The sequence below is a fragment of the Leclercia sp. J807 genome, from assembly GCF_009734465.1.
Taxonomy (GTDB): Bacteria; Pseudomonadota; Gammaproteobacteria; order Enterobacterales; family Enterobacteriaceae; genus Enterobacter.
This window is the reverse complement of the sequence record NZ_CP046446.1, coordinates 3,053,495-3,077,577: the sequence shown is the minus strand read 5'-3', so window position 1 is coordinate 3,077,577 and position 24,083 is coordinate 3,053,495. Positions and strand designations below refer to the sequence as shown.

The window sequence follows — 24,083 nt, the reverse complement described above, 5'->3', positions numbered from 1 at the left end:
AAGGAAAAAGTATGCAGGAATTAAGCGGCTTCTCTGTGCCAAAAGGATTTCGTGGCGCAGGGGGGGTTAAGGTGCAGTTATGGTGGGCGGTACAGGCGACATTATTTGCCTGGTCCCCACAAATTATGTATCGCTGGCGCGCATTTTTATTACGCAGCTTCGGTGCAAAAATCGGAAAAAACGTAGTCATTCGCCCGTCGGTAAAAATTACTTACCCATGGAAATTAACCCTTGGGGATAACGCCTGGGTTGGTGACGACGCGGTGTTATATACGCTGGGTGAAATTTCGATTGGCGCGAATGCAGTGGTATCTCAGAAATGCTACCTCTGTACCGGCAGCCACGATTATATGAGTCAACATTTTGATATTAATGCGCAGCCAATCACCATTGGCGAGAAATGCTGGCTGGCGACCGACGTATTTGTCGCCCCCGGCGTCTCCATTGGCAATGGCACCGTTATTGGTGCGCGCAGCAGTGTTTTTAAGTCGCTACCGGCAAACAGGCTTTGCCGTGGCAATCCCGCAGTGGTGATACGCGAACGCGTTGAAACTGAATAACTTCTGATAAGTCTGGAGAAAATAAACATGTCTAAAGTCGCTCTCATCACCGGCGTAACCGGACAGGATGGTTCTTATCTGGCGGAACTCCTGCTGGAAAAAGGCTACGAAGTGCACGGAATCAAACGTCGTGCCTCCTCTTTTAACACCGAGCGCGTGGATCATATCTATCAGGATCCGCACGCGGCGAACCCGAAATTCCATCTGCACTACGGCGATCTGACCGATACCTCCAACCTGACCCGTATTCTGCAGGAAGTCCAGCCGGATGAAGTCTATAACCTGGGCGCGATGAGCCACGTGGCCGTCTCCTTCGAATCCCCGGAATACACCGCTGACGTTGACGCCATCGGCACCCTGCGTCTGCTGGAAGCGATTCGTTTCCTCGGTCTTGAGAAGAAGACCCGTTTCTATCAGGCCTCCACTTCCGAGTTGTACGGCCTGGTGCAGGAGATCCCGCAGAAAGAGACCACCCCGTTCTACCCGCGCTCTCCGTATGCGGTGGCAAAAATGTACGCCTACTGGATCACCGTTAACTACCGTGAATCCTACGGCATGTACGCCTGCAACGGCATCCTGTTCAACCACGAGTCTCCGCGCCGTGGCGAGACCTTCGTGACCCGTAAGATCACCCGCGCGATCGCCAACATCGCCCAGGGCCTGGAGAAGAAGCTGCACCTCGGCAACATGGACTCCCTGCGTGACTGGGGCCATGCCAAAGACTACGTAAAAATGCAGTGGATGATGCTGCAGCAGGAAAAACCGGAAGACTTCGTTATCGCCACCGGCGTGCAGTACTCCGTTCGTCAGTTCGTTGAGATGGCGGCGGCCCAGCTGGGCATCAAGCTGCGCTTCGAAGGCACCGGCGTAGACGAGAAAGGGATTGTGGTCTCCGTAACCGGCCACGATGCACCGGGCGTACAGCCGGGCGATGTGATTGTGGAAGTTGACCCGCGCTACTTCCGTCCTGCCGAGGTAGAAACCCTGCTGGGCGACCCGACCAAAGCGCACGAAAAACTGGGCTGGAAACCAGAAACCACGCTGCAGGAGATGGTCTCCGAGATGGTGGCTAAAGATCTCGAAGCGGCGAAAAAACACTCCTTGCTTAAATCCCACGGCTACGAGGTTGCCATCGCGCTGGAGTCCTGAGAATGACCAAACAACGTATTTTTGTTGCCGGACATCGCGGGATGGTGGGTTCGGCGATTGTTCGCCAGCTGGAGCAGCGCGGCAACGTCGAGCTGGTGCTGCGCACCCGCGACGAGCTTAACCTGCTGGATGCGCAAGCAGTCGAGGCTTTCTTTGCTGAACAGCGCATCGACCAGGTCTATCTGGCGGCGGCGAAAGTGGGGGGGATTGTCGCCAACAATACCTACCCGGCGGATTTCATCTACGAGAACATGATGATCGAGAGCAACATCATTCACGCGGCGCACCTGCACAACGTGAACAAGCTGCTGTTCCTCGGCTCATCCTGTATCTACCCGAAGATGGCGAAGCAGCCTATTGCCGAGAGCGAGCTGCTGCAGGGTACGCTCGAGGCAACTAACGAGCCCTACGCGATTGCCAAGATTGCCGGGATCAAGCTGTGCGAGTCCTACAATCGCCAGTACGGTCGCGACTATCGTTCGGTGATGCCGACCAACCTGTACGGCCCGAACGATAACTTCCACCCGAGCAACTCCCATGTGATCCCGGCGCTGCTGCGCCGGTTCCATGAAGCCACCGTCAGCAACGCACCGGAAGTGGTGGTGTGGGGCAGCGGCACGCCGATGCGCGAATTCCTGCACGTGGATGATATGGCTGCCGCCAGCATTCATGTGATGGAGCTTGCCCGTGAGGTGTGGCAGGAGAACACCGAGCCGATGCTGTCGCACATCAACGTTGGCACCGGGGTGGACTGCACCATCCGCGAACTGGCTGAAACCATTGCTGAGGTGGTGGGGTACAAGGGCCGCGTGGCCTTCGATGCCACTAAACCCGACGGCACCCCGCGCAAGCTGCTGGACGTGACCCGTCTGCACCAGCTGGGCTGGTTCCACGAGGTGACGCTGGCCCAGGGGCTGGCCAGCACCTACCAGTGGTTCCTGGAAAATCAGCACCGCTTCCGGGGGTAACTATGTTTTTAAGTCAGGAAGATTTTGCCACGGTAGTGCGTTCCACGCCGCTGATCTCCATCGATCTGATTGTGGAGAACGAGCGTGGCGAGTTCCTGCTCGGACAGCGCACCAATCGTCCGGCACAGGGCTACTGGTTCGTGCCAGGTGGGCGGGTGCAGAAAGATGAGACGCTGGAAAATGCCTTTGCGCGTCTGACGCAGGCGGAGCTGGGGCTCCGTCTGCCGATGACGGCAGGGCAGTTCTACGGGGTCTGGCAGCACTTCTATGACGACAACTTTTCCGGCACCGATTTCACCACCCACTATGTGGTGCTCGGTTTTCGCCTGAAGGTGAATCAGGCAGAGCTGCATCTGCCTGATGCGCAGCATGACGACTATCGCTGGCTGACGCCCGACGCGCTGCTGGCAAGCGATAACGTCCATGACAACAGCCGGGCCTATTTTCTGAAGCAGGCCGGAGTGCCGGGCTTATGAAAATTCTCGTATACGGCATTAACTACTCGCCGGAGCTGACCGGCATCGGCAAATACACCGGCGAGATGGTGGAATGGATGGCCCGTCAGGGCCATGAGGTGCGGGTCATTACCGCACCGCCTTATTATCCGGAGTGGCAGGTGGACGAGCACTATTCCAGCTGGCGCTACCGCCGCGAAGAGGGCGCTGCGACCGTCTGGCGCTGTCCGCTATACGTGCCAAAGCAGCCCTCGACCTTAAAGCGTTTGATTCATCTGGGCAGCTTTGCCCTGAGCAGTTTCTTCCCGCTGATGGCGCAACGTCGCTGGAAGCCGGATCGCATTATCGGCGTGGTGCCGACCCTGTTTTGCACTCCAGGTATGCGCCTGCTGGGCAAGCTCTCAGGCGCCCGCACCCTGCTGCACATTCAGGATTACGAAGTGGACGCCATGCTGGGCCTGGGAATGGCCGGGAAAGGCAAGGGCGGCAAAGTGGCGAAACTGGCCAGCGCCTTCGAGCGCAGCAGCCTGCATAACGTCGATTACGTCTCGACCATCTCCCGCTCAATGATGAACAAAGCGCAGGAGAAGGGCGTAGCGGCGGAGAAGGTGATCTTCTTTCCAAACTGGTCGGAAGTGGCGCGTTTTCGCGACGTGACTGCTGTTGAGGCGGCGGCCCTGCGCGAGCAGTTGGGTCTGCCAGAAGCCAAAAAAATCATTCTCTATTCGGGCAACATCGGTGAGAAGCAGGGGCTTGAGAACGTTATTGATGCCGCTGAAAAGCTCCGCGACCAGCCCTGGCAGTTTGTGATTGTCGGCCAGGGCGGTGGCAAAGCGCGGCTGCAAAAGTTGGCCCAGGAGCGCGGCCTGCAAAACATCACTTTCCTGCCGCTGCAGCCTTACGAGGCCTTACCGGCGCTGCTGAAGATGGCCGATTGCCATCTGGTTGTACAAAAGCGCGGCGCGGCGGATGCCGTTCTGCCCTCCAAGCTGACCAACATTCTGGCGGTGGGCGGCAACGCGGTGATCACCGCCGAAGCCCATACCGAGCTGGGCCAACTGTGCGACACCCAGCCAGGGATCGCGGTGTGCGTCGAACCGGAGTCGGTACCCGCCCTGGTGGCCGGGATCGAACGGGCGCTGAATATGCCCAAAGAGAACGCGATCGCGCGTGACTATGCCGAACGCACGCTCGAGAAAGAGAACGTGCTGAACCAGTTTATTGCAGATATTCGGGGATAAATCATGAATAAGAATACGTTGTACCCGGTTGTGATGGCGGGTGGCTCAGGTAGCCGGTTATGGCCACTCTCCCGCGTGCTCTATCCAAAACAGTTCCTCTGCCTGAAAGGGGAACTCACTATGCTGCAGACCACGGTAAACCGTCTTAATGGCGTAGATTGCGAAAGCCCGGTGGTGATCTGTAACGAACAGCACCGTTTTATCGTCGCTGAGCAGCTGCGTCAGCTGAACAAGCTCACCGAAAACATCATTCTGGAGCCTGCCGGACGCAACACCGCCCCGGCCATCGCCCTCGCCGCGCTGGCGGCGAAGCGCAGCAGCCCGGATTGCGATCCGCTGATGCTGGTGCTGGCAGCAGATCATGTGATTCAGCAAGAAGAGGCGTTCCGCGATGCGGTGCGCGCCGCCATTCCTTATGCCGAAAGCGGCAAGCTGGTCACCTTCGGCATCGTGCCGGACCTGCCGGAGACCGGCTATGGCTATATCCGTCGCGGCAACGTCACGCCGGGTGAGGGCGACAGCCTGGCCTTTGACGTCGCGCAGTTCGTTGAGAAGCCGAATCTGGAAACCGCTCAGGCCTATGTCGCCAGCGGCGAGTACTACTGGAACAGCGGTATGTTCCTGTTCCGCGCCGGACGCTATCTGGAAGAGCTGCAAAAGTACCGCCCGGACATCCTTGAAGCCTGCGAACGCGCAATGGCCACCGTCGACCCGGATCTGGACTTTATCCGCGTGGACGAAGCCGCGTTCCTTGCCTGCCCGGAGGAGTCAGTGGATTACGCAGTAATGGAACGCACCGCCGATGCGGTGGTGGTGCCGATGAATGCGGGCTGGAGCGACGTCGGCTCCTGGTCATCCCTATGGGAGATCAGCGCCCACACGCCGGAAGGTAACGTTCATCACGGAGATGTGATCAGCCATAAAACCGAGAACAGCTATGTCTATGCCGAATCGGGTCTGGTCACCACTGTTGGGGTGAAGGATCTGGTGGTGGTACAGACCAAAGACGCGGTACTGATTGCCGATCGCAACGCGGTGCAGGACGTCAAAAAAGTGGTGGAGCAGATCAAGGCCGATGGCCGCCATGAGCACCACATTCACCGCGAAGTCTATCGTCCGTGGGGGAAATATGACTCCATCGACGAAGGCGACCGTTATCAGGTGAAACGTATCACCGTTAAACCGGGCGAGGGGCTGTCGGTACAGATGCATCACCACCGCGCGGAACACTGGGTAGTGGTGGCAGGTACCGCCAAAGTCACTATCGACAATGTTGAGACCCTGCTCGGTGAGAACGAATCGATTTATATCCCGCTGGGGGCGACGCACTGCCTGGAAAACCCAGGGAAAATCCCTCTCGATCTGATTGAAGTGCGCTCCGGCTCGTATCTGGAAGAGGACGATATCGTCCGATTTGAAGACCGTTACGGGCGCGTATAGCACGACCTGAAATGCCGGATGGCGCTTCGCTTATCCGGCCTACGAAATAGACGAAATAAAAAATTTAATTGGCCCTCTCCGGGTCGGGCCAACTGTTGCCTGAAAAAGGGGTAATGATGCAAAAGTTAACCTGTTTTAAAGCCTACGACATTCGCGGCAAGCTCGGTGAAGAGCTGAATGAGGACATTGCGTGGCGCATTGGCCGCGCGTACGGCGAATATTTAAAGCCGAAAACCATTGTTCTGGGCGGCGACGTGCGCCTGACCAGCGAAGCGTTAAAGCTGGCGCTGGCAAAAGGGTTGCAGGACGCGGGCGTGGATGTGCTGGATATCGGCCTTTCCGGTACCGAAGAGATCTATTTTGCCACCTTCCATTTAGGCGTCGACGGCGGGATCGAAGTGACCGCCAGCCACAATCCGATGGACTACAACGGCATGAAGCTGGTGCGCGAGGGCGCGCGCCCGATCAGCGGCGATACCGGCCTGCGCGACGTACAGCGTCTGGCGGAAGCCAATGACTTCCCGCCGGTGAACGAGTCAACGCGCGGTAGCTATAAGAAAATCCATCTGCGTGATGCTTACATCGATCACCTGCTGGGCTACATCAATGTGGCGAACCTCAAGCCGCTGAAGCTGGTCATCAACTCCGGCAACGGCGCCGCAGGCCCGGTGGTGGATGCCCTGGAAGCGCGCTTTAAGGCGATTAACGTGCCGGTCACCTTCGTCAAAGTGCACAACACCCCGGACGGCACCTTCCCGAACGGTATTCCAAACCCGCTGCTGCCGGAGTGCCGCGACGATACCCGCAATGCGGTGATTGAACATGGCGCGGATATGGGCATCGCCTTTGACGGCGACTTCGACCGCTGCTTCCTGTTCGACGAAAAGGGGCAGTTTATTGAAGGCTACTACATCGTCGGCCTGCTGGCGGAAGCCTTCCTCGAGAAAAACCCCGGCTCGCGCATCATTCATGACCCGCGCCTCTCCTGGAATACGGTGGATGTGGTCTCCGCGGCAGGCGGCACGCCGGTGATGTCCAAAACCGGTCACGCCTTTATCAAAGAGCGGATGCGCGAAGAAGACGCGATTTATGGCGGCGAGATGAGCGCCCATCACTACTTCCGCGATTTTGCCTACTGCGACAGCGGGATGATCCCGTGGCTGCTGGTGACCGAGCTGCTGTGCCTGAAGGGCCAGTCGCTGGGTGAACTGGTGCGCGACCGCATGGCGGCATTCCCGGCGAGCGGGGAGATCAACAGCACGCTGGCGGCACCTGCCGAGGCGATTGCCCGCGTGGAGCACCACTTTGCCCTGCACGCGCTGGAGATCGACCGTACCGACGGTATCAGTATGACCTTCCCGCAGTGGCGCTTCAACCTGCGCTCGTCGAACACCGAGCCGGTGGTGCGCCTGAACGTGGAGTCCCGTGCCGATGCGGCGCTGATGGCGGCGCGAACACAGGACATTATGGCGCTGTTGAATCAGTAACCTTTCCCCCTCTCTCGCTGGGGGAGGGGGCCCTGAAACAGGAACAACGATGACAAATCTAAAAAAGCGCGAGCGAGCCAAAACGAATGCATCGTTAATCTCTATGGTGCAGCGTTTTTCTGATATCACCATCATGTTCGGTGGGTTGTGGATGGTGTGTAAAATCAGCGGGCTGCCGTTCCTCTACATGCATCTGCTGATGGCGCTGATCGCGTTGGTGGTCTTCCAGATGATCGGCGGGATGACCGACTTCTACCGCTCATGGCGGGGCGTCAAGATCGCCACCGAGCTACTGCTGCTATTGCAGAACTGGACTTTAAGCCTGGTCTTCAGCTTCGGGCTGGTGGCCTTCAATAATGACTTTGATAATCGCTTTGCCACCTATTTCGCCTGGTACCTGTTGACCAGCGTGGGGATGGTAGTCTGCCGCTCGCTTATCCGTTTTGGTGCGGGCTGGCTGCGTAACCGCGGCTACAACACCCGCCGGGTGGCGGTGGCCGGCAGCCTGCCGGCCGGGCTGGCACTGCTTGACGGCTTTCGTAAAGAGCCGTGGCTGGGCTTTGACGTGGTGGGTGTTTATCACGACGCGCAGCCTGGCGGCGTATCCGCTGACTGGGCCGGGAACTATTCGCAGCTGATTGACGATGCCAAAGCGGGCAAGATCCATAATGTCTATATCGCCATGCCGATGAGTGACGAGGCCCGCATCAAAACCCTGATGCGCAAGCTGGCGGATACCACCTGCTCGGTGATCCTCATCCCCGACGTCTTCACCTTTAACATCCTGCACTCCCGTATTGAAGAGGTGAACGGCGTGCCGGTGGTACCCCTGTATGACACGCCGCTCTCCGGCCTCAACCGGGTGCTGAAGCGCGTGGAGGACATCGTGCTGTCATCCCTGATCCTGCTGCTGATCTCCCCGGTGCTGTGCGCCATTGCGCTGGCGGTGAAGCTCACCTCAAAGGGGCCGGTGATCTTCCGCCAGACCCGTTACGGTATGGATGGTAAGCCGATCATGGTGTGGAAATTCCGCTCCATGAAGGTGATGGAGAATGACGAGGTGGTGACCCAGGCGACGCAAAATGACCCGCGCGTGACCCGCGTCGGTAACTTCCTGCGCCGCACCTCGCTCGACGAACTGCCGCAGTTTATTAATGTGTTAACCGGAGGCATGTCCATTGTCGGCCCGCGTCCGCATGCGGTGGCCCATAACGAGCAGTATCGTCAGCTTATCGAAGGTTATATGCTGCGCCATAAAGTGAAGCCGGGCATCACCGGCTGGGCGCAGATCAACGGCTGGCGCGGCGAAACCGACACCCTGGAGAAGATGGAAAAACGCATTGAGTTCGACCTGGAGTACATCCGCGAGTGGAGCCTCTGGTTCGATATCAAAATCGTTTTCTTGACCGTCTTCAAGGGTTTCGTGAACAAAGCGGCGTACTGACATGAGCTTACGTGAAAAAACCCTCAGCGGGGCAAAGTGGTCGGCTATCGCCACGGTGATCATCATCGGCCTTGGGCTGGTGCAGATGACGGTGCTGGCGCGCATTATTGATAACCACCAGTTTGGCCTGTTGACTGTCTCACTGGTGATCATCGCCCTCGCCGATACGCTGTCAGATTTCGGCATCGCCAACTCCATTATTCAGCGCAAAGAGATTAGCCAGTTGGAGCTGACCACCCTCTACTGGCTGAACGTCGGCCTCGGCATCCTGGTGTTCGTGGCGCTGTTTCTGCTGAGCGATGCCATTGCCCTGGCGCTGAACAACCCGGAGCTGGCGCCACTGATGCGTACACTGTCGTTCGCGTTTGTGGTGATCCCCCACGGGCAGCAGTTCCGCGCGCTGATGCAAAAGGAGCTGGAGTTCAGCAAAATCGGCATGATTGAAACCAGCGCGGTGCTGGCCGGGTTTACCTTCACCGTGGTCAGTGCCCACTTCTGGCCGCTGGCGATGACGGCCATTCTCGGCTATCTGGTGAACTCTGCCGTGCGCACCCTGCTGTTTGGCTACTTCGGGCGCAAGATCTACCGTCCGGGCTTCCACTTCTCGCTCTCTTCGGTGTCGTCCAACCTGCGCTTTGGTGCCTGGCTGACCGCCGACAGCATTATCAACTACGTCAACACCAACCTCTCCACTCTGGTACTGGCGCGTATTCTCGGTGCCAGCGTGGCGGGTGGCTATAACCTGGCGTACAACGTGGCGGTCGTTCCGCCGATGAAGCTCAACCCGATTATCACCCGCGTGCTGTTCCCGGCGTTCGCTAAAATTCAGGACGATACCGACAAGCTCAGGCTCAACTTCTACAAGCTGCTGTCGGTGGTGGGGATCATTAACTTCCCGACCCTGCTGGGGCTGATGGTGGTCTCCGGCAATCTGGTGCCGCTGGTATTTGGTGAGAAGTGGCTGAGCATTGTGCCGATCCTGCAACTGCTGTGCGTGGTGGGGCTGTTGCGCTCCGTCGGCAACCCGATTGGATCGCTGCTGATGGCAAAAGCTCGTGTCGATATCAGCTTTAAATTCAACGTCTTCAAAACTTTCCTGTTTATTCCGGCGATCGTTATTGGCGGCCATCTGGCGGGCGCGATGGGCGTCACGCTGGGCTTCCTGCTGGTGCAGATCGTCAACACCATTCTGAGCTACTTCGTGATGATTAAGCCGGTGCTGGGCTCCAGCTATCGCCAGTACATCCTGAGCCTGTGGCTGCCGTTTTACCTGTCGCTGCCGACGCTGGGAGTGAGCTATGGCTTAGGGCTGGCCCTGAAAGGCCATCTGCCGCTGGCGGCGCTGCTGGCGGTGCAGGTCGCCGCGGGCGCCCTGGCGTTCGCGGTGATGATTGTGCTGTCGCGTAATGCACTGGTGGTAGAGGTTAAGCGTCAGTTCTGCCGCAACGAAAAAATGAAAACGCTGCTTCGCGCAGGTTAATTATTTCCTCCCTCTCTCCGCTGGGGAGGGGAATTTTTTAAGAGGTTATTATGAAATTATTGATTCTGGGCAACCATACCTGTGGCAACCGTGGTGACAGCGCCATTCTGCGCGGCCTGCTTGATGCGATTTACGCCCTGTCTCCGGAGACAGAAGTGGATGTGATGAGCCGTTACCCGGTCAGCTCCTCCTGGCTGCTGAACCGCCCGGTGATGGGCGATCCGCTCTACAGCCAGATGAAGCAGCATAACAGCGCCGCAGGCATGATGGGCCGGGTGAAAAAGGTGCTGCGCCGCCGCTACCAGCACCAGGTGCTGCTGTCACGGGTGACCGACACCGGCAAGCTGCGCAACATCGCCATCGCCCAGGGCTTTACCGATTTTGTCCGCCTGCTCTCCGGCTACGACGCCATCATCCAGGTGGGGGGCTCCTTCTTCGTTGACCTCTACGGCGTGCCGCAGTTCGAGCATGCGCTCTGCACCTTTATGGCGAAAAAGCCGCTGTTTATGGTCGGTCACAGCGTCGGCCCGTTCCAGGATCCGCAGTTCAACCAGCTGGCCAACTATGTCTTTGGCCACTGCGATGCGCTGATCCTGCGCGAATCGGTGAGCCTGAATCTTATGCAACGCAGCGAGATCGACACAAGCAAAGTAGAGCAGGGCGTGGATACCGCCTGGCTGGTGGATCATCAGGAAGCGAATTTTACTCCCAGCTATGCGGTGCAGCACTGGCTGAACGTGGCGGCGCAGCAGAAGACTGTCGCCATCACTCTGCGTGAGCTGGCCCCGTTTGATAAGCGTCTGGGCACCACTCAGGCGGCCTATGAGAAAGCCTTTGCCGAGGTGGTTAACCGGGTGCTGGACAGCGGCTATCAGGTACTGGCGCTCTCCACCTGTACCGGGATCGACAGCTACAACAAAGATGATCGTATGGTGGCGCTCAATCTGCGCCAGCACGTCAGCGATCCGTCCCGCTACCACGTAGTGATGGACGAACTTAACGATCTGGAGATGGGCAAGCTGCTGGGGGCGTGCGATCTGACCGTAGGCACACGTCTGCATTCGGCGATCATTTCGATGAACTTCGGTACGCCAGCAATCGCCATTAACTACGAACACAAGTCCGCCGGGATCATGCAGCAGCTGGGTATGCCTGAGATGGCCGTGGATATTCGCCATCTGCTGGACGGCTCCCTGGGCGCGATGGTGGGTGACACCCTGGGCCAGCTGCCCGCCATCAACGAACGTCTGGCGGTGGCGGTGAAAGCCGAACGTGAAAACGGCATCAGGATGGTGAAATCGGTGCTGGATCGGGTCGGGGAGGGCAAATGAAGGTTGGTTTCTTCTTACTGAAATTCCCGCTCTCGTCCGAAACCTTTGTACTGAACCAGATCACCGCGTTTATTGATATGGGTTATGACGTGGAGATCGTCGCCCTGCAAAAGGGCGATACGCAAAATACCCACGCCGCATGGACGCAGTACGACCTGGCCAGCAAAACTCGCTGGCTACAGGATGAGCCGCAGGGCCGGCTTGCGAAACTGGGCTACCGCGCCCGCCAGACCCTGCGCGGGCTGCATCGCCCGCGCACCTGGAAGGCGCTGAACGTCTCCCGCTATGGTGCCGAGTCGCGCAACCTGATCCTCTCCGCCATCTGCGGCCAGACGGTACGGCCCTGGCGCGCGGATGTGTTTATCGCCCACTTCGGTCCGGCAGGCGTCACGGCGGCCAAGCTGCGTGAACTGGGGGTTATCGAGGGGAAAATCGCTACCGTCTTTCACGGGATCGACATCTCCAGCCGGGAGGTATTGGCGCACTATACCCCTGAGTATCAACGCCTGTTTCAGCGCGGCGACATGATGCTGCCAATAAGCGACCTGTGGGCCGGACGCCTTAAAAATATGGGCTGCCCGCCGGAGAAAATCACCGTTTCGCGTATGGGCGTGGATATGCAACGCTTTACCCAACGGCCGGTTAAAACGCCGGGAAGCCCGCTGCAAATCATCTCTGTTGCACGTCTGACCGAGAAAAAAGGGCTGCACGTGGCAATCGAAGCCTGCCGCCAGCTCAAAGCGCGCGGAGTGGATTTTCACTACCGCATTCTGGGTATTGGCCCCTGGGAACGTCGTCTGCGTACCTTGATCGAACAGTATGAGCTGGAGGCGTATGTCGAGATGCCGGGGTTCAAACCCAGCCATGAAGTGAAAGCCATGCTGGATGCTGCCGACCTCTTTTTGCTCCCGTCAGTCACCGGTAAGGATGGCGATATGGAAGGCATCCCGGTAGCGCTGATGGAGGCGATGGCGGTGGGGATCCCGGTGGTCTCTACGGTACACAGCGGCATTCCTGAACTGATCGAGCCCGGCCACTCTGGCTGGCTGGTGGAAGAGAACAACCCTGAGGCGCTGGCCACGCAGCTGGAGCGCTTCGCCGCGCTGGATGACCATGCGCTCTCGCCCGTGCTGCACAATGCGCGGCGGAAAGTGGAGACCGATTTTAATCAACACCTGATCAACCGGCAGTTAGCCACTCTGCTACAGACGCTTTAAAAAGGGAGGCGATATGCCGAAAGAGATGACGCGACGCGCGTTTGTCACCACCTGTTCCGTTCTGGCGGCCGCGCCGCTGGTCGGCGTTCGGGCCGCCAAAAACGCTGTCACGGTAGAGATCAGCCAGTATGACCTTCGTGACGGCATTGCCGCATTTAAGAAGGCCTTTACCGAGGGTGATACCGTCGTGGTGCCTGCGGACGTCACCTGCGAGAACATCAACGCCGCTATTTTTATTCCGGAGGGTAAAACCCTGCGCATTCTCGGCGCGATGACCGGCAATGGCCGCGGGCGGCTGGTATTGCAGGATGGCAGCAAGGTAATCGGAGAGGGGAAGGGACGCAGCGAAAACATTACCCTCGACGTGCGCGGTTCTGACTGCGTGATCCAGGGCCTGACGATGAGCGGCTATGGCCCGGTGACCCAGATTTACATTGGCGGTAAACAAAAGCGGGTGATGCGTAATCTGCTGATCGACAACCTGCGGGTCACTAAAGCCAACTATGCAATTTTGCGTCAGGGTTTTCATAACCAGGTGGATGGCGCCCGCATCACCAACTGTCACTTCAGCTATCTGCAGGGCGATGCCATTGAGTGGAACGTGGCGATCAACGACCAGAACATCTTGATCTCAGACCATGTCATCGACCATATCGACTGCACTAACGGGAAGATCAACTGGGGCATCGGCATCGGATTGGCCGGTAGTACCTACGACAATGCCTACCCGGAAGACCAGGCGGTGAAGAACTTTGTGGTGGCCAATATCACTGGTAGCCATTGCCGCCAGTTAGTGCACGTGGAGAACGGTAAACACTTTATTATCCGTAACGTAAAAGCCCGAAATATCACTCCGGACTTCAGTAAGAAAGCGGGTATTGATAACGCAACGGTTGCGATATATGGCTGCGATAATTTTGTCATCGATAATGTTGAGATGGTCGATAGCGCCGGGATGTTAATTGGTTACGGCGTGATTAAAGGCGACTATTTGTCGATACCGCAGAATTTTCGCCTCAACAATATTCATCTGGATAACCAGAAACTTGCACGAAAGTTGCGCGGAATACAGATCTCCTCCGGCAATAAAACCTCGTTCGTGGCCCTCACCAATCTTGAGATGAAGCGCGCCTCTCTGGAGTTCCATAATAAACCTCAGCATCTTTTTATGCGCAATATCAACGTGATGCAGGATGCAGACAGGGGCCCAGCCCTGAAGCTGAATTTCGATCTGCGTAAAGATGTGCGCGGGAAGTTTATGGCGCGAGACGAGACGCTGCTTTCGCTGGCGAACATTAACGCGGTTAATGAAAAAGGACAAAGTTCGGTCGATATCGACCGAATTGACCATCATACGATCAATACGGAACGGCTGAATTTTAACCTGCCGAAGCGCTAAATATTAACCAGCCGGCATTTTGCGAGGATTCCTGGAATTAAAGCGCGAGTATTCGGATTGCATCTGCTGGTATTTACGCTGTAATTGCGTAACATCCTCTCAAGATTTGTAGCAATTCGTGCTGGCTAAACCAGGGTAAAGGGCTATAATTCGGCAACCATTTTAAGGTGGAAGAAATATGATTAATTTGAAAGCAGTCATTCCGGTAGCCGGTCTCGGCATGCATATGCTCCCGGCCACAAAAGCCATTCCTAAAGAGATGCTGCCGATCGTTGACAAGCCGATGATTCAGTACATTGTCGACGAGATTGTTGCTGCAGGGATCAAAGAAATCGTTCTGGTTACGCACTCCTCCAAGAATGCGGTAGAAAACCACTTCGACACCTCCTACGAACTTGAAGCCCTTCTGGAGCAGCGCGTTAAGCGTCAGCTGCTGGCGGAAGTGCAGTCCATCTGCCCACCGGGCGTGACCATTATGAACGTTCGCCAGGCGCAGCCGCTGGGGTTGGGCCACTCTATTCTGTGCGCGCGTCCTGTCGTGGGGGATAACCCGTTCGTGGTCGTCCTGCCCGACATCATTCTGGATAACGCCTCTGCCGATCCGCTGCGCTACAACCTGGCGGCAATGGTGGCGCGTTTCAACGAGACGGGCCGTAGCCAGGTGCTGGCGAAGCGCATGAAAGGCGATCTGTCTGAATACTCCGTTATTCAGACCAAAGAGCCATTGGATACTGAGGGTAAAGTCAGCCGTATCGTTGAATTTATCGAGAAACCGGATCAACCGCAGACGCTTGATTCCGATCTGATGGCCGTAGGCCGCTATGTACTGAACGCAGAAATCTGGGCTGAACTGGAGCGTACCGAGCCAGGCGCTTGGGATCGTATTCAGCTGACGGATGCTATCGCTGAACTGGCGAAAAAGCAGTCTGTGGACGCTATGCTGATGACCGGCGACAGCTACGACTGCGGTAAGAAACTGGGATACATGCAAGCCTTTGTTCAGTATGGCCTGCGTAACCTGAAAGAAGGGCAGAAGTTCCGCGAAAGCATGACGAAGCTCTTAAATAACAATTAACCGTTGTTCGTCGTTATCTGAACGGCAGTGGATCATTCCGGGCTTTCATAGGCCATGTGAATGACACTGCCGTTTCTTTTTTTAAATAAATTCCTAATTTTCAGTGAGTTAACTGCTGGTTTTTTGTTTCATTAGCCCTATTTTTCCCTTGTTTCTGCCAGCATTTAGGACGACAATTATTAATTGATTTGTGCGCTACCCTGTTGCCATTATGCTGGGGGCTGGCGGCGAAATACCTCTTTATGACCACGTTCAGTGCACTGGTAGCTGTTAAGCCAGGGGCGGTAGCGTGTCTGATTTCTGTTCAGGCTGTAATAGCAGCTGCAGAATGTGACCATCCTGATATCAATTAACGGAAAAGAACGCGTGAAAATTCTTGTTACTGGCGGTGCGGGTTTTATCGGCTCTGCGGTTGTACGACATATTATTCAAAACACTCAGGATGAAGTGATTAATGTCGATAAATTGACCTATGCCGGTAACCTTGAATCTCTGGCTGAGGTGAGTAGCAGCCCGCGTTACGCTTTTGAGCATGCTGATATTTGCGATAAAGCAGCAATGGATCGTATTTTTGCCGAACACAAGCCTGATGCCGTTATGCATCTGGCGGCGGAGAGCCACGTTGACCGTTCGATTACCGGCCCGGCTGCGTTTATCGAGACTAATATCGTCGGGACTTACGTGCTGCTGGAAGCTGCCCGCGCATACTGGTTAACGCTTGGCGAAGAGGCGAAGAAAGCCTTCCTTTTCCACCACATCTCCACAGATGAAGTGTATGGCGATCTGCCGCATCCGGATGAACGCCCGGCGTCAACGGAACTGCCGCTGTTTACCGAGACTACGGCCTATGCACCAAGTAGCCCGTATTCAGCCTCGAAGGCCTCCAGCGATCACCTCGTGCGCGCCTGGTTGCGTACCTACGGTTTCCCGACCATCGTGACTAACTGCTCGAACAACTATGGCCCTTACCATTTCCCGGAAAAACTGATCCCACTGGTGATCCTGAACGCGCTGGAAGGTAAAGCGTTACCGATTTACGGCAAAGGCGATCAGATCCGCGACTGGCTGTATGTAGAAGATCACGCCCGTGCGCTTTATACCGTGGTGACTCAGGGTAATGCCGGTGAAACCTATAACATCGGCGGCCATAACGAGAAACAGAACCTGGATGTGGTCCATACGATTTGCGATCTGCTTGATGAAATCGTACCGAAAGAGGGCTCGTATCGCGATCAAATCACCTATGTGACTGACCGCCCGGGCCATGACCGTCGCTATGCCATCGATGCCGATAAGATTAGCCAGACGTTGGGGTGGAAGCCGCAGGAGACGTTCGAGAGCGGGATTCGTAAAACTGTGGAGTGGTATCTGGCCAACACCCAATGGGTTGAGAACGTGAAAAGCGGCAGCTATCAAACCTGGATTGAGCAGAATTACGGAGCTCGTCAGTAATGAACATCCTGCTGTGCGGCAAATCAGGGCAGGTGGGCTGGGAGCTACAGCGCTCCCTCGCGCCCTTAGGTAATCTGATTGCCGTTGATGTTCGCTCCAGCGAGTATTGCGGGGATTTGAGTAATCCTGAAGGGGTGGCTGAGACCGTTCGTCGCATTAAGCCGGATGTCATTGTGAACGCAGCTGCCCACACCGCCGTGGATAAAGCCGAGTCAGAAGCAGAATTTGCGCAGTTGCTGAATGCTACAAGCGTTGAAGCCATTGCTAAAGAAGCGGCTAAGATTGGTGCCTGGGTTGTGCACTACTCTACCGACTACGTTTTCCCTGGACATGGGGATACGCCCTGGCTGGAAACAGATGCCACCGCACCCCTGAATGTCTATGGTGAAACCAAGCTTGCCGGTGAAAAAGCGCTGCAAAATCATTGCCCGTGGCATTTAATATTCCGCACCAGCTGGGTCTATGCAGGTAAGGGTAATAACTTTGCAAAAACCATGCTGCGACTTGCGAAAGAGTGTAGCGAATTGTCCGTGATTAACGATCAATATGGTGCGCCTACCGGCGCCGAACTTTTAGCTGATTGCACCGCACACGCCATTCGTGTGGCGCTGATGAAACCGGAAGTAGCAGGGTTATATCATCTTGTCGCAGGTGGAACCACAACATGGCATGACTATGCAGCGCTGGTATTTGACGAGGCCCGTAAGGCGGGGATAACGCTGGCTCTGACCCGCTTAAATGCGGTACCGACAAGCCATTACCCTACACCGGCACGTCGTCCGCACAACTCCAGACTGGATACCACAAAATTTAAGCAAAACTTTGGGATGGTGCTTCCCCGGTGGGAGACGGGCGTCAAACGCATGCTGGCAGAATTATTTACAACCACCGCCATTTGATAAACACGCTGCTCCGCAACAGGCATTTGGCGTATAAAGAGATAATGATATGAAAACGCGTAAAGGCATTATTCTGGCGGGTGGATCGGGAACACGTCTGTATCCCGTTACGATGGCAGTCAGCAAACAGTTGCTGCCCGTTTATGACAAACCGATGATTTACTATCCTCTGTCCACACTGATGTTGGCAGGGATCCGCGATATCCTGATCATTAGCACGCCACAGGATACACCGCGATTTGAGCAACTACTTGGTGACGGTAGCCAGTGGGGGCTGAACTTACAGTATCAGGTCCAGGCGAGTCCGGACGGTCTGGCGCAGGCTTTTATCATTGGCGAAACGTTTATTGGAAACGACGATTGTGCCCTGGTGCTGGGCGATAATATTTTTTATGGTCACGATCTGCCAAAACTGATGGAGACGGCGGTTAATCAGGAGAGTGGGGCAACAGTATTTGCTTACCATGTTAACGATCCTGAACGGTACGGTGTTGTTGAGTTCGATAAAAACGGCACTGCCATCAGCCTGGAAGAAAAACCTACGGAACCAAAAAGTAATTACGCCGTAACGGGACTCTACTTCTATGACAACAGCGTCGTTGAGATGGCAAAAAGTCTGAAGCCGTCCGCGCGTGGCGAACTGGAAATTACAGATATCAACCGCATCTACATGGAACAGGAGCAGTTGTCCGTTGCCATGATGGGGCGTGGATTTGCCTGGCTGGATACGGGCACTAATCATAGCCTGATCGAAGCCAGTAACTTCATTTCGACCATTGAACAGCGTCAGGGGCTGAAAGTAGCCTGTCCGGAAGAGATTGCCTATCGCAAAGGGTTTATTGATGCGGAACAAGTGAAAAAACTGGCTGCTTCCTTATCCAAGAACGCCTATGGACAGTATCTGATGAAAATGATTAAGGGTTTTTAAAAAGCGAAGCTTAATGACGCCAGACAATTTTTTGTTTGTACATTCAGCAAAGATCTTAATGGTAATTAATTTGAATTTGGCAGTACTATTTAATGTGATGACTAAATAATGAGTTTAATAAGACATAGTGTCTATAATTTAGCGGGATTCGCCATTCCAACGCTAATTGCTATTCCCTGCTTAGGTATACTAGCAAGGACGTTAGGGCCTGAATCCTTTGGTCTTTTTACGCTGAGCTTTGCTATTGTTGGCTACGCAAGTATTTTCGACGGCGGGATAACCCGGGCCGTCATTCGTGAAGTGTCGATGTTGCGCGATAACCTGAATGAGCAACAAAAGGTTATCGGGACGGCGACGGTAGTCGTTCTGTCGTTAGGGATTATTGCGAGCTTAATTCTCTATTTTTCCGCGGGTAATCTGGCCAGCTTGCTGAAAGTGTCTCAGGAGCAGTTCGCCTTTGCTGTTCAATCCTTTAAAATATTATCAGTTATTATTCCCGTTTACCTGGTGAGTCAAATCTGGCTGGCTTACCTTGAGGGAATCGAGAGTTTTGCTAATATTAATATTCAACGAGTCATTAGTAGCTCTTTATTAGCATTATTGCCTACGCTTTTAGTTTTATATCATCATTCATTAGTTTACGCGACTATTGGACTTCTGATTGGTAGGGTGATTACTTTGCTGATGGCTGCGACCTCGGTGAGAGTTTTCTTGCGAAATGTGACTTTCCGCGTCCATAAAGCCACACTGATACGCTTAATTAAATTCGGAAGCTGGATGACGGTAAGCAATATTATCAGTCCGATCATGGTATATTTTGATCGGTTTGTTATATCGAGCCTGTTAGGTGCTAATAAAATTGCATTCTATACGGCACCCGCAGAAGGCGTAGCGCGACTACTGAACATCCCGACAGCCTTATCAAGAGCGCTTTTCCCAAAACTAAGCAATGCGCAGGATAAAAAAGAAAGAAAAAAGCTTGAGGTCAGAAGTTATTACATTATCTCTCTGGTATGCTTACCTATTGTAATTATAGGGGGCATTTTCTCGTCTTATATTTTATCAACCTGGTTAGGTCCACAATATGCAGGCGATAGCTCAGTTATATTGTGTATTCTTTTGGTCGGCTTCTATTTTAATGCATTGGCTCAGATCCCGTTTTCCACAATCCAGGCTAAAGGCAATTCAAAAATAACCGCAGGTATTCATGCGCTTGAAATAATTCCGTATCTGATTTTATTGTTTATTTTAACAAACCATTTCGGTCTTATCGGAACGGCAATAGCATGGTCGTTGCGTACTTTTTCTGACCTGGTCCTGCTGGTTATTTTTTCAAGAAGGTAAAGTATGTCAGTTGATATTGTCATGGCTACCTATAATGGTGCCAAGTTTGTAAGAGAACAAATAGCTTCTATACAAAATCAATCCTATACAAATTGGCGTTTATTGATCAGTGATGACAGTTCTACTGATGACACAGTTAAAATTATTAAAGAAATAGGAACAGCAGACAGCCGCATCATACTAGTGAGCGATTCAAGGCAGGGAGGCGTTGTAAAGAATTTTGCAAAGGCACTATCAAGCGTTACGGCTGAACATATTTGCTTTTGCGATCAGGACGATCTTTGGCCACATGACAGGCTTCAGCGTATGTTGGATTATTTTATCGTCCACGAAAATAACCAACCGTTGATGATCTATACCGATCTTACATTGATAGATGAAAAAGATAACGTCATAGGTGACAGCTATTATGCGATTAATGGAATAAAGCCAGAAGAGAACCTGGATTTTGATCTGTTAAGATGGAAATCAAGCATCTATGGCTGCTCTACTATGATGAATAAGTCACTGTTAGAAATAGCATTACCTTTTCCTGAACAGGTCACTATGCATGACCATTGGATAGGATTAGTAGCCTGTACGCAGGGAAAAGTGAAGTATTTTAATTATAAATCTGTATTGTATCGCCAACACTCTTCCAATGTGGTAGGTGGCAGGAAAAAAACACTCCTGGGGAAAATTGGCTCTATAAAAACTAATATAAAAAAGATAGAGGATGCAGCACTGAAAACGTTGAGCATGCAGTACGTGCTTCAGGAAAGATTTGCTATAAGGTTTAGTAAGAAATCCTTTATTATTAACAATATATACCCTGGGTTGGCTAAGACAGGTAAAAAAGCCTATACGATTATTTTTATGGTGTGTTTTATAAAATGCTCTATTTAATCTTTTTTACACTGACGGCATTTGTACTTCTTTTTCTAACAAATAAAAGACAAGCCGGCGTTATCATTTTAATACTATCTATTGCATACCTTACCTTTGCATTCCCGGGTGGAAATGATTGGCTCGGGTATTTCAGTTTTTATGATTGCATATGGAATGATGTTTGCCAGCTGAACCCAACGTATTTTGAACCAGGCTATGTAGCATTAGTATTTATATTTGGCTATTTTGGCTACTATTTCCTCACCGTTGCCATAGCTTTAATTGTTTTAATCAGGCTATATTATTTCTGTAAACATTTTGACAGGCCTGCTCTCGTCTATTTTTTTTTCCTGGCAATGTTTTTATGGGTGCTTTATTTTGAGGCAGTCCGTCAGGCATTAGCATTGACATTCCTTTTGTCAGCTTTAATTGCAGGTTACAAAAAACAAAAGGTAAACTTCTTCCTTTTTGTAATTGCTGCTGCAATGTTTCATGCTACAGCTCTGATTTTTATGATCATGATGCTGCCTTTGATCAGTTTAAAACTCACAAAAACACTTGGTAAAGGCGTACTGTTAGTATCATTATGCTTTATGCTAATTCCAGAACAGTTTATACTTTTTGTCCTGTCGTTTTTACCAGCAAGTTCCCCTATAGCTGCAAAAATGTATTTTTATCTTAATACAGAGCAGTATAAACCGCAGTTATCAGTTGGTATAGGTACAATATTTGATTTGTTATTGATTTTTATTCTGTTCAATTCCAGAAAAATACTTAAGAGATTAAATATCAGAACTGGATATGAGTACAAAACAGCATTCTCAATCACGATTCTTGGCGTTATTTTATTTGTATCTTTCGCCATTTTAATCGGGAAGGTGATGCCAGTAATGACACGCATAGGGTGGTATTTCTTACCTTACGTAATTATTTCCATATATATCCATATTGGACGGTCTTTCGTTTTCCCTTACTTAAAAGATATTAACCCGAAGCACAGCTTATATAAATTTCTGATAATAGTCTTTATGATGATACAAGTAATACGGCCATTTATGTATGATATCAGTCGGTATAATTTACTGAATCAGAAAACAATATTCCAGGAATTTGACAACTTACCTGATTCTCAACTCAGAGAGGAAGCGGCAAGTAAGTGTGATACATTATATAAATTGAACGCTGGTTTTTTATGTTCACTATAATAGTAAGAGTATGATTTATGAAGAATGTTATTATCTCAGGAACAGCATTGGCTAGCAGTGGAGGATTAAGCATTCTTAAACAATTTATTCAGTTTGCTTCCACACAATCTGATGTGCACTTTGTGTTCTTTGTTCCAGAGGCAATTAGTTTTAACCCGCACTCTAATATTACTTATATTAAAGTGGCAAGGAAAAACTGGCTACAGCGCATTTTATGGGATACCATATTTTTACAACGAGAAATAAAAAAATTAAAGTGCGCAGTCGACTGCGTAATTTCCTTACAAAACACTAGCGTTAATGTGTCTGCCAAACAACTGGTCTACGTACATCAATCTATACCCTTTTCTGATTTAAAAACACCGTTCACTAAATCGGGTATAAAAATCTGGTTATATAAAAAGTTTTACTCTTTCTTCATTTTTCTGTTTTCTGATAAGGACACTTCTTATTTTGTACAAACAGAATGGATGCGTAATGCGATTATAAAAAAGAAAAATGTCAATCCGCGACAGGTCCATGTTGTTAAGCCAGAGCTTGTTATGGATGGATTGAATATAACCGGGCACAGAAAAGAGGGCGACGTTATGGATATTTTATATCCAGCAACTCCTCTTTTCTATAAGCAGCATGCCTTATTTATCGATATTGTAAGAACATTAAAAAATAAATATGGATTAGATAAAATAAATGTACATTTTACATTTACTGCCGACATGGATCCAAATTTGATAGAAAGGATCAAAGAAAATCACCTTGTTGATAACTTTGTTTTCCATGGTGTTCTTTCGCAAAAAGATTTGTACGCTCTTTATAATAAAGTCGATCTTATTGTTTTTCCCAGTTTGTTAGAAACTGTAGGATTGCCGTTGTTAGAGGCTGCTTACCTTGGTAAACCTATTCTGGTAAGCGATCTTCCATATGCCCATGAAGTTTTAAAAGATTACGATGGTGCTTATTTTGTGAATCCTGATAAGGGTGATGAATGGGCAGAAGTGATCTCGAAATATAATTCTGGAGACATTCCATCTGAGTATAATTCGTTAAATTATGATGCTTCCGCCGGATGGATGGTTTTTAGAAATTTTTTTTGATGAGGAAAGATTATGTTTAAGAATAAAGTTTTATTGATAACTGGTGGGACAGGTTCTTTCGGCAATGCAGTATTAAATAGATTTCTTGATACTGAAATTAGCGAAATTAGAATTTTTTCTCGTGACGAGAAAAAACAAGATGATATGCGTAAGAAGTATAATAATCCAAAACTTAAATTCTATATTGGTGATGTACGCGATTATTCTAGCGTTTTGAATGCTACACGCGGTGTGGATTATATCTATCACGCAGCAGCGCTTAAACAAGTACCGTCGTGTGAGTTCCATCCGATGGAGGCAGTAAAAACCAACGTCCTTGGGACTGAGAATGTTCTTGAAGCGGCAATCTCAAATAAGGTTAAGCGCGTGGTATGTCTGAGTACCGATAAAGCTGTCTATCCTATCAACGCTATGGGTATTTCAAAGGCGATGATGGAAAAGGTAATGGTTGCCAAATCGCGTAACGTTGACAGCAGCAAGACTGTGATTTGTGGCACCCGCTATGGTAACGTCATGGCATCTCGTGGGTCAGTAATACCATTATTCGTTGATTTAATTAAAGATGGTAAGGCATTGACGATTACCGATCCCAATATGACGCGTTTTATGATGACCCTCGAAGATGCAGTTGATTTAGTGCTGTATGCATTTGAGAATGGTAACAATGGTGATATTTTTGTTCAAAAAGCGCCAGCTGCAACTATTGAGACCCTGGCCATTGCTCTAAAAGAACTGTTGAATGTCGAAAGCCATCCTGTCAATGTAATCGGAACCAGACATGGCGAGAAATTATTTGAGGCTTTATTAAGTCGTGAAGAAATGATTGCTGCCATCGATATGGGTGATTATTACCGTGTTCCACCTGATTTGCGCGATTTGAATTACGGTAAATATGTTGAACAGGGCGATCGTCGTATCTCTGAAGTTGAGGATTATAATTCTCACAATACCCAACGCCTTGATGTTGAAGGTATGAAAGCATTGCTTCTTAAACTTCCATTTATCCGTGCGCTGCGTGCGGGTGAACAATACGATCTGGATGCCTGAT

21 protein-coding genes are annotated in these 24,083 nt (G+C 51.8%); all 21 read left to right on the top strand.

Going from position 1 to position 24,083, the window contains the following annotated elements:
• Positions 1-11 precede the first annotated feature (11 nt).
• A complete protein-coding gene (wcaF, locus tag GNG26_RS14795) occupies positions 12-560 on the top strand; it encodes a colanic acid biosynthesis acetyltransferase WcaF (protein WP_156239312.1) in 549 nt (182 codons plus the stop codon).
• A 27-nt stretch (positions 561-587) separates the two neighbouring features.
• The gene (gene gmd, locus GNG26_RS14790; protein ID WP_103180220.1) at positions 588-1,709 is read left to right on the top strand and encodes a GDP-mannose 4,6-dehydratase; all 1,122 of its coding nucleotides are present in this window, start codon (positions 588-590) and stop codon (positions 1,707-1,709) included.
• A 2-nt stretch (positions 1,710-1,711) separates the two neighbouring features.
• Positions 1,712-2,677, top strand: a complete 966-nt coding sequence (locus GNG26_RS14785; protein ID WP_103180219.1) for a GDP-L-fucose synthase — start codon at positions 1,712-1,714, stop codon at positions 2,675-2,677.
• A 2-nt stretch (positions 2,678-2,679) separates the two neighbouring features.
• A complete protein-coding gene (locus GNG26_RS14780) occupies positions 2,680-3,153 on the top strand; it encodes a GDP-mannose mannosyl hydrolase (protein WP_103180218.1) in 474 nt (157 codons plus the stop codon).
• On the top strand, positions 3,150-4,373 hold the full coding sequence (wcaI, locus tag GNG26_RS14775) for a colanic acid biosynthesis fucosyltransferase WcaI (protein WP_156239311.1): 1,224 nt from the start codon (positions 3,150-3,152) through the stop codon (positions 4,371-4,373). The genes GNG26_RS14780 and wcaI overlap by 4 nt, the downstream gene beginning before the upstream one ends.
• Positions 4,374-4,376: 3 nt before the next feature.
• A complete protein-coding gene (gene cpsB / locus GNG26_RS14770) occupies positions 4,377-5,813 on the top strand; it encodes a mannose-1-phosphate guanyltransferase (protein ID WP_156239309.1) in 1,437 nt (478 codons plus the stop codon).
• A gap of 116 nt (positions 5,814-5,929) precedes the next feature.
• The gene (gene cpsG, locus GNG26_RS14765) at positions 5,930-7,300 is read left to right on the top strand and encodes a colanic acid biosynthesis phosphomannomutase CpsG (RefSeq protein WP_156240200.1); all 1,371 of its coding nucleotides are present in this window, start codon (positions 5,930-5,932) and stop codon (positions 7,298-7,300) included.
• A 49-nt stretch (positions 7,301-7,349) separates the two neighbouring features.
• Entirely contained in the window at positions 7,350-8,744 is a 1,395-nt protein-coding gene (gene wcaJ / locus GNG26_RS14760; protein WP_156239307.1) for an undecaprenyl-phosphate glucose phosphotransferase, read from the top strand.
• 1 nt (position 8,745) lies between these two features.
• Positions 8,746-10,224 carry a colanic acid undecaprenyl disphosphate flippase WzxC gene (wzxC, locus tag GNG26_RS14755; protein WP_156239305.1) on the top strand — a complete coding sequence of 493 codons (1,479 nt, stop codon included), beginning with the start codon at positions 8,746-8,748 and terminating at the stop codon, positions 10,222-10,224.
• Between the two features lie 50 nt (positions 10,225-10,274).
• A complete protein-coding gene (wcaK, locus tag GNG26_RS14750) occupies positions 10,275-11,555 on the top strand; it encodes a colanic acid biosynthesis pyruvyl transferase WcaK (RefSeq protein ID WP_156239303.1) in 1,281 nt (426 codons plus the stop codon).
• Entirely contained in the window at positions 11,552-12,772 is a 1,221-nt protein-coding gene (gene wcaL, locus GNG26_RS14745; protein WP_156239301.1) for a colanic acid biosynthesis glycosyltransferase WcaL, read from the top strand. The genes wcaK and wcaL overlap by 4 nt, the downstream gene beginning before the upstream one ends.
• Before the next feature lie 13 nt (positions 12,773-12,785).
• Positions 12,786-14,171 (top strand): colanic acid biosynthesis protein WcaM, encoded by a 1,386-nt coding sequence (gene wcaM, locus GNG26_RS14740; protein ID WP_156239299.1) that lies wholly within the window; start codon positions 12,786-12,788, stop codon positions 14,169-14,171.
• A gap of 178 nt (positions 14,172-14,349) precedes the next feature.
• Positions 14,350-15,246, top strand: a complete 897-nt coding sequence (galF, locus tag GNG26_RS14735) for a GalU regulator GalF (RefSeq protein ID WP_103826470.1) — start codon at positions 14,350-14,352, stop codon at positions 15,244-15,246.
• 366 nt (positions 15,247-15,612) lie between these two features.
• The gene (gene rfbB, locus GNG26_RS14730) at positions 15,613-16,698 is read left to right on the top strand and encodes a dTDP-glucose 4,6-dehydratase (protein WP_156239298.1); all 1,086 of its coding nucleotides are present in this window, start codon (positions 15,613-15,615) and stop codon (positions 16,696-16,698) included.
• Positions 16,698-17,597, top strand: coding sequence for a dTDP-4-dehydrorhamnose reductase (gene rfbD / locus GNG26_RS14725; RefSeq protein ID WP_156239296.1), 900 nt, complete (start codon positions 16,698-16,700; stop codon positions 17,595-17,597). The genes rfbB and rfbD overlap by 1 nt, the downstream gene beginning before the upstream one ends.
• Before the next feature lie 49 nt (positions 17,598-17,646).
• The gene (gene rfbA / locus GNG26_RS14720; protein WP_156239294.1) at positions 17,647-18,525 is read left to right on the top strand and encodes a glucose-1-phosphate thymidylyltransferase RfbA; all 879 of its coding nucleotides are present in this window, start codon (positions 17,647-17,649) and stop codon (positions 18,523-18,525) included.
• 108 nt (positions 18,526-18,633) lie between these two features.
• A complete protein-coding gene (locus tag GNG26_RS14715) occupies positions 18,634-19,869 on the top strand; it encodes a flippase (RefSeq protein ID WP_156239293.1) in 1,236 nt (411 codons plus the stop codon).
• Between the two features lie 3 nt (positions 19,870-19,872).
• A complete protein-coding gene (locus GNG26_RS14710; protein WP_156239291.1) occupies positions 19,873-20,754 on the top strand; it encodes a glycosyltransferase family 2 protein in 882 nt (293 codons plus the stop codon).
• The gene (locus GNG26_RS14705) at positions 20,742-21,941 is read left to right on the top strand and encodes an EpsG family protein (RefSeq protein WP_156239289.1); all 1,200 of its coding nucleotides are present in this window, start codon (positions 20,742-20,744) and stop codon (positions 21,939-21,941) included. Before GNG26_RS14710 ends, GNG26_RS14705 begins: the two co-directional genes overlap by 13 nt.
• A gap of 17 nt (positions 21,942-21,958) precedes the next feature.
• Positions 21,959-23,035 (top strand): glycosyltransferase, encoded by a 1,077-nt coding sequence (locus GNG26_RS14700; RefSeq protein WP_156239287.1) that lies wholly within the window; start codon positions 21,959-21,961, stop codon positions 23,033-23,035.
• Between the two features lie 12 nt (positions 23,036-23,047).
• A complete protein-coding gene (gene fnlA / locus GNG26_RS14695) occupies positions 23,048-24,082 on the top strand; it encodes a UDP-N-acetylglucosamine 4,6-dehydratase/5-epimerase (protein ID WP_156239285.1) in 1,035 nt (344 codons plus the stop codon).
• Position 24,083: the final 1 nt, after the last annotated feature.

What these genes read in the sequence shown, in the direction of transcription:
- wcaI (WP_156239311.1), top strand. Translation starts at nt 3,150, where the DNA reads ATGAAAATTCTCGTATACGGCATTAACTACTCGCCGGAGCTGACCGGC.
- cpsB (WP_156239309.1), top strand. Translation starts at nt 4,377, where the DNA reads ATGAATAAGAATACGTTGTACCCGGTTGTGATGGCGGGTGGCTCAGGT.
- GNG26_RS14705 (WP_156239289.1), top strand. Translation starts at nt 20,742, where the DNA reads ATGCTCTATTTAATCTTTTTTACACTGACGGCATTTGTACTTCTTTTT.
- GNG26_RS14710 (WP_156239291.1), top strand. Translation starts at nt 19,873, where the DNA reads ATGTCAGTTGATATTGTCATGGCTACCTATAATGGTGCCAAGTTTGTA.
- GNG26_RS14785 (WP_103180219.1), top strand. Translation starts at nt 1,712, where the DNA reads ATGACCAAACAACGTATTTTTGTTGCCGGACATCGCGGGATGGTGGGT.
- rfbA (WP_156239294.1), top strand. Translation starts at nt 17,647, where the DNA reads ATGAAAACGCGTAAAGGCATTATTCTGGCGGGTGGATCGGGAACACGT.
- GNG26_RS14715 (WP_156239293.1), top strand. Translation starts at nt 18,634, where the DNA reads ATGAGTTTAATAAGACATAGTGTCTATAATTTAGCGGGATTCGCCATT.
- gmd (WP_103180220.1), top strand. Translation starts at nt 588, where the DNA reads ATGTCTAAAGTCGCTCTCATCACCGGCGTAACCGGACAGGATGGTTCT.
- wcaL (WP_156239301.1), top strand. Translation starts at nt 11,552, where the DNA reads ATGAAGGTTGGTTTCTTCTTACTGAAATTCCCGCTCTCGTCCGAAACC.
- rfbD (WP_156239296.1), top strand. Translation starts at nt 16,698, where the DNA reads ATGAACATCCTGCTGTGCGGCAAATCAGGGCAGGTGGGCTGGGAGCTA.
- cpsG (WP_156240200.1), top strand. Translation starts at nt 5,930, where the DNA reads ATGCAAAAGTTAACCTGTTTTAAAGCCTACGACATTCGCGGCAAGCTC.
- galF (WP_103826470.1), top strand. Translation starts at nt 14,350, where the DNA reads ATGATTAATTTGAAAGCAGTCATTCCGGTAGCCGGTCTCGGCATGCAT.
- wzxC (WP_156239305.1), top strand. Translation starts at nt 8,746, where the DNA reads ATGAGCTTACGTGAAAAAACCCTCAGCGGGGCAAAGTGGTCGGCTATC.
- wcaK (WP_156239303.1), top strand. Translation starts at nt 10,275, where the DNA reads ATGAAATTATTGATTCTGGGCAACCATACCTGTGGCAACCGTGGTGAC.
- wcaF (WP_156239312.1), top strand. Translation starts at nt 12, where the DNA reads ATGCAGGAATTAAGCGGCTTCTCTGTGCCAAAAGGATTTCGTGGCGCA.
- GNG26_RS14780 (WP_103180218.1), top strand. Translation starts at nt 2,680, where the DNA reads ATGTTTTTAAGTCAGGAAGATTTTGCCACGGTAGTGCGTTCCACGCCG.
- wcaM (WP_156239299.1), top strand. Translation starts at nt 12,786, where the DNA reads ATGCCGAAAGAGATGACGCGACGCGCGTTTGTCACCACCTGTTCCGTT.
- fnlA (WP_156239285.1), top strand. Translation starts at nt 23,048, where the DNA reads ATGTTTAAGAATAAAGTTTTATTGATAACTGGTGGGACAGGTTCTTTC.
- GNG26_RS14700 (WP_156239287.1), top strand. Translation starts at nt 21,959, where the DNA reads ATGAAGAATGTTATTATCTCAGGAACAGCATTGGCTAGCAGTGGAGGA.
- wcaJ (WP_156239307.1), top strand. Translation starts at nt 7,350, where the DNA reads ATGACAAATCTAAAAAAGCGCGAGCGAGCCAAAACGAATGCATCGTTA.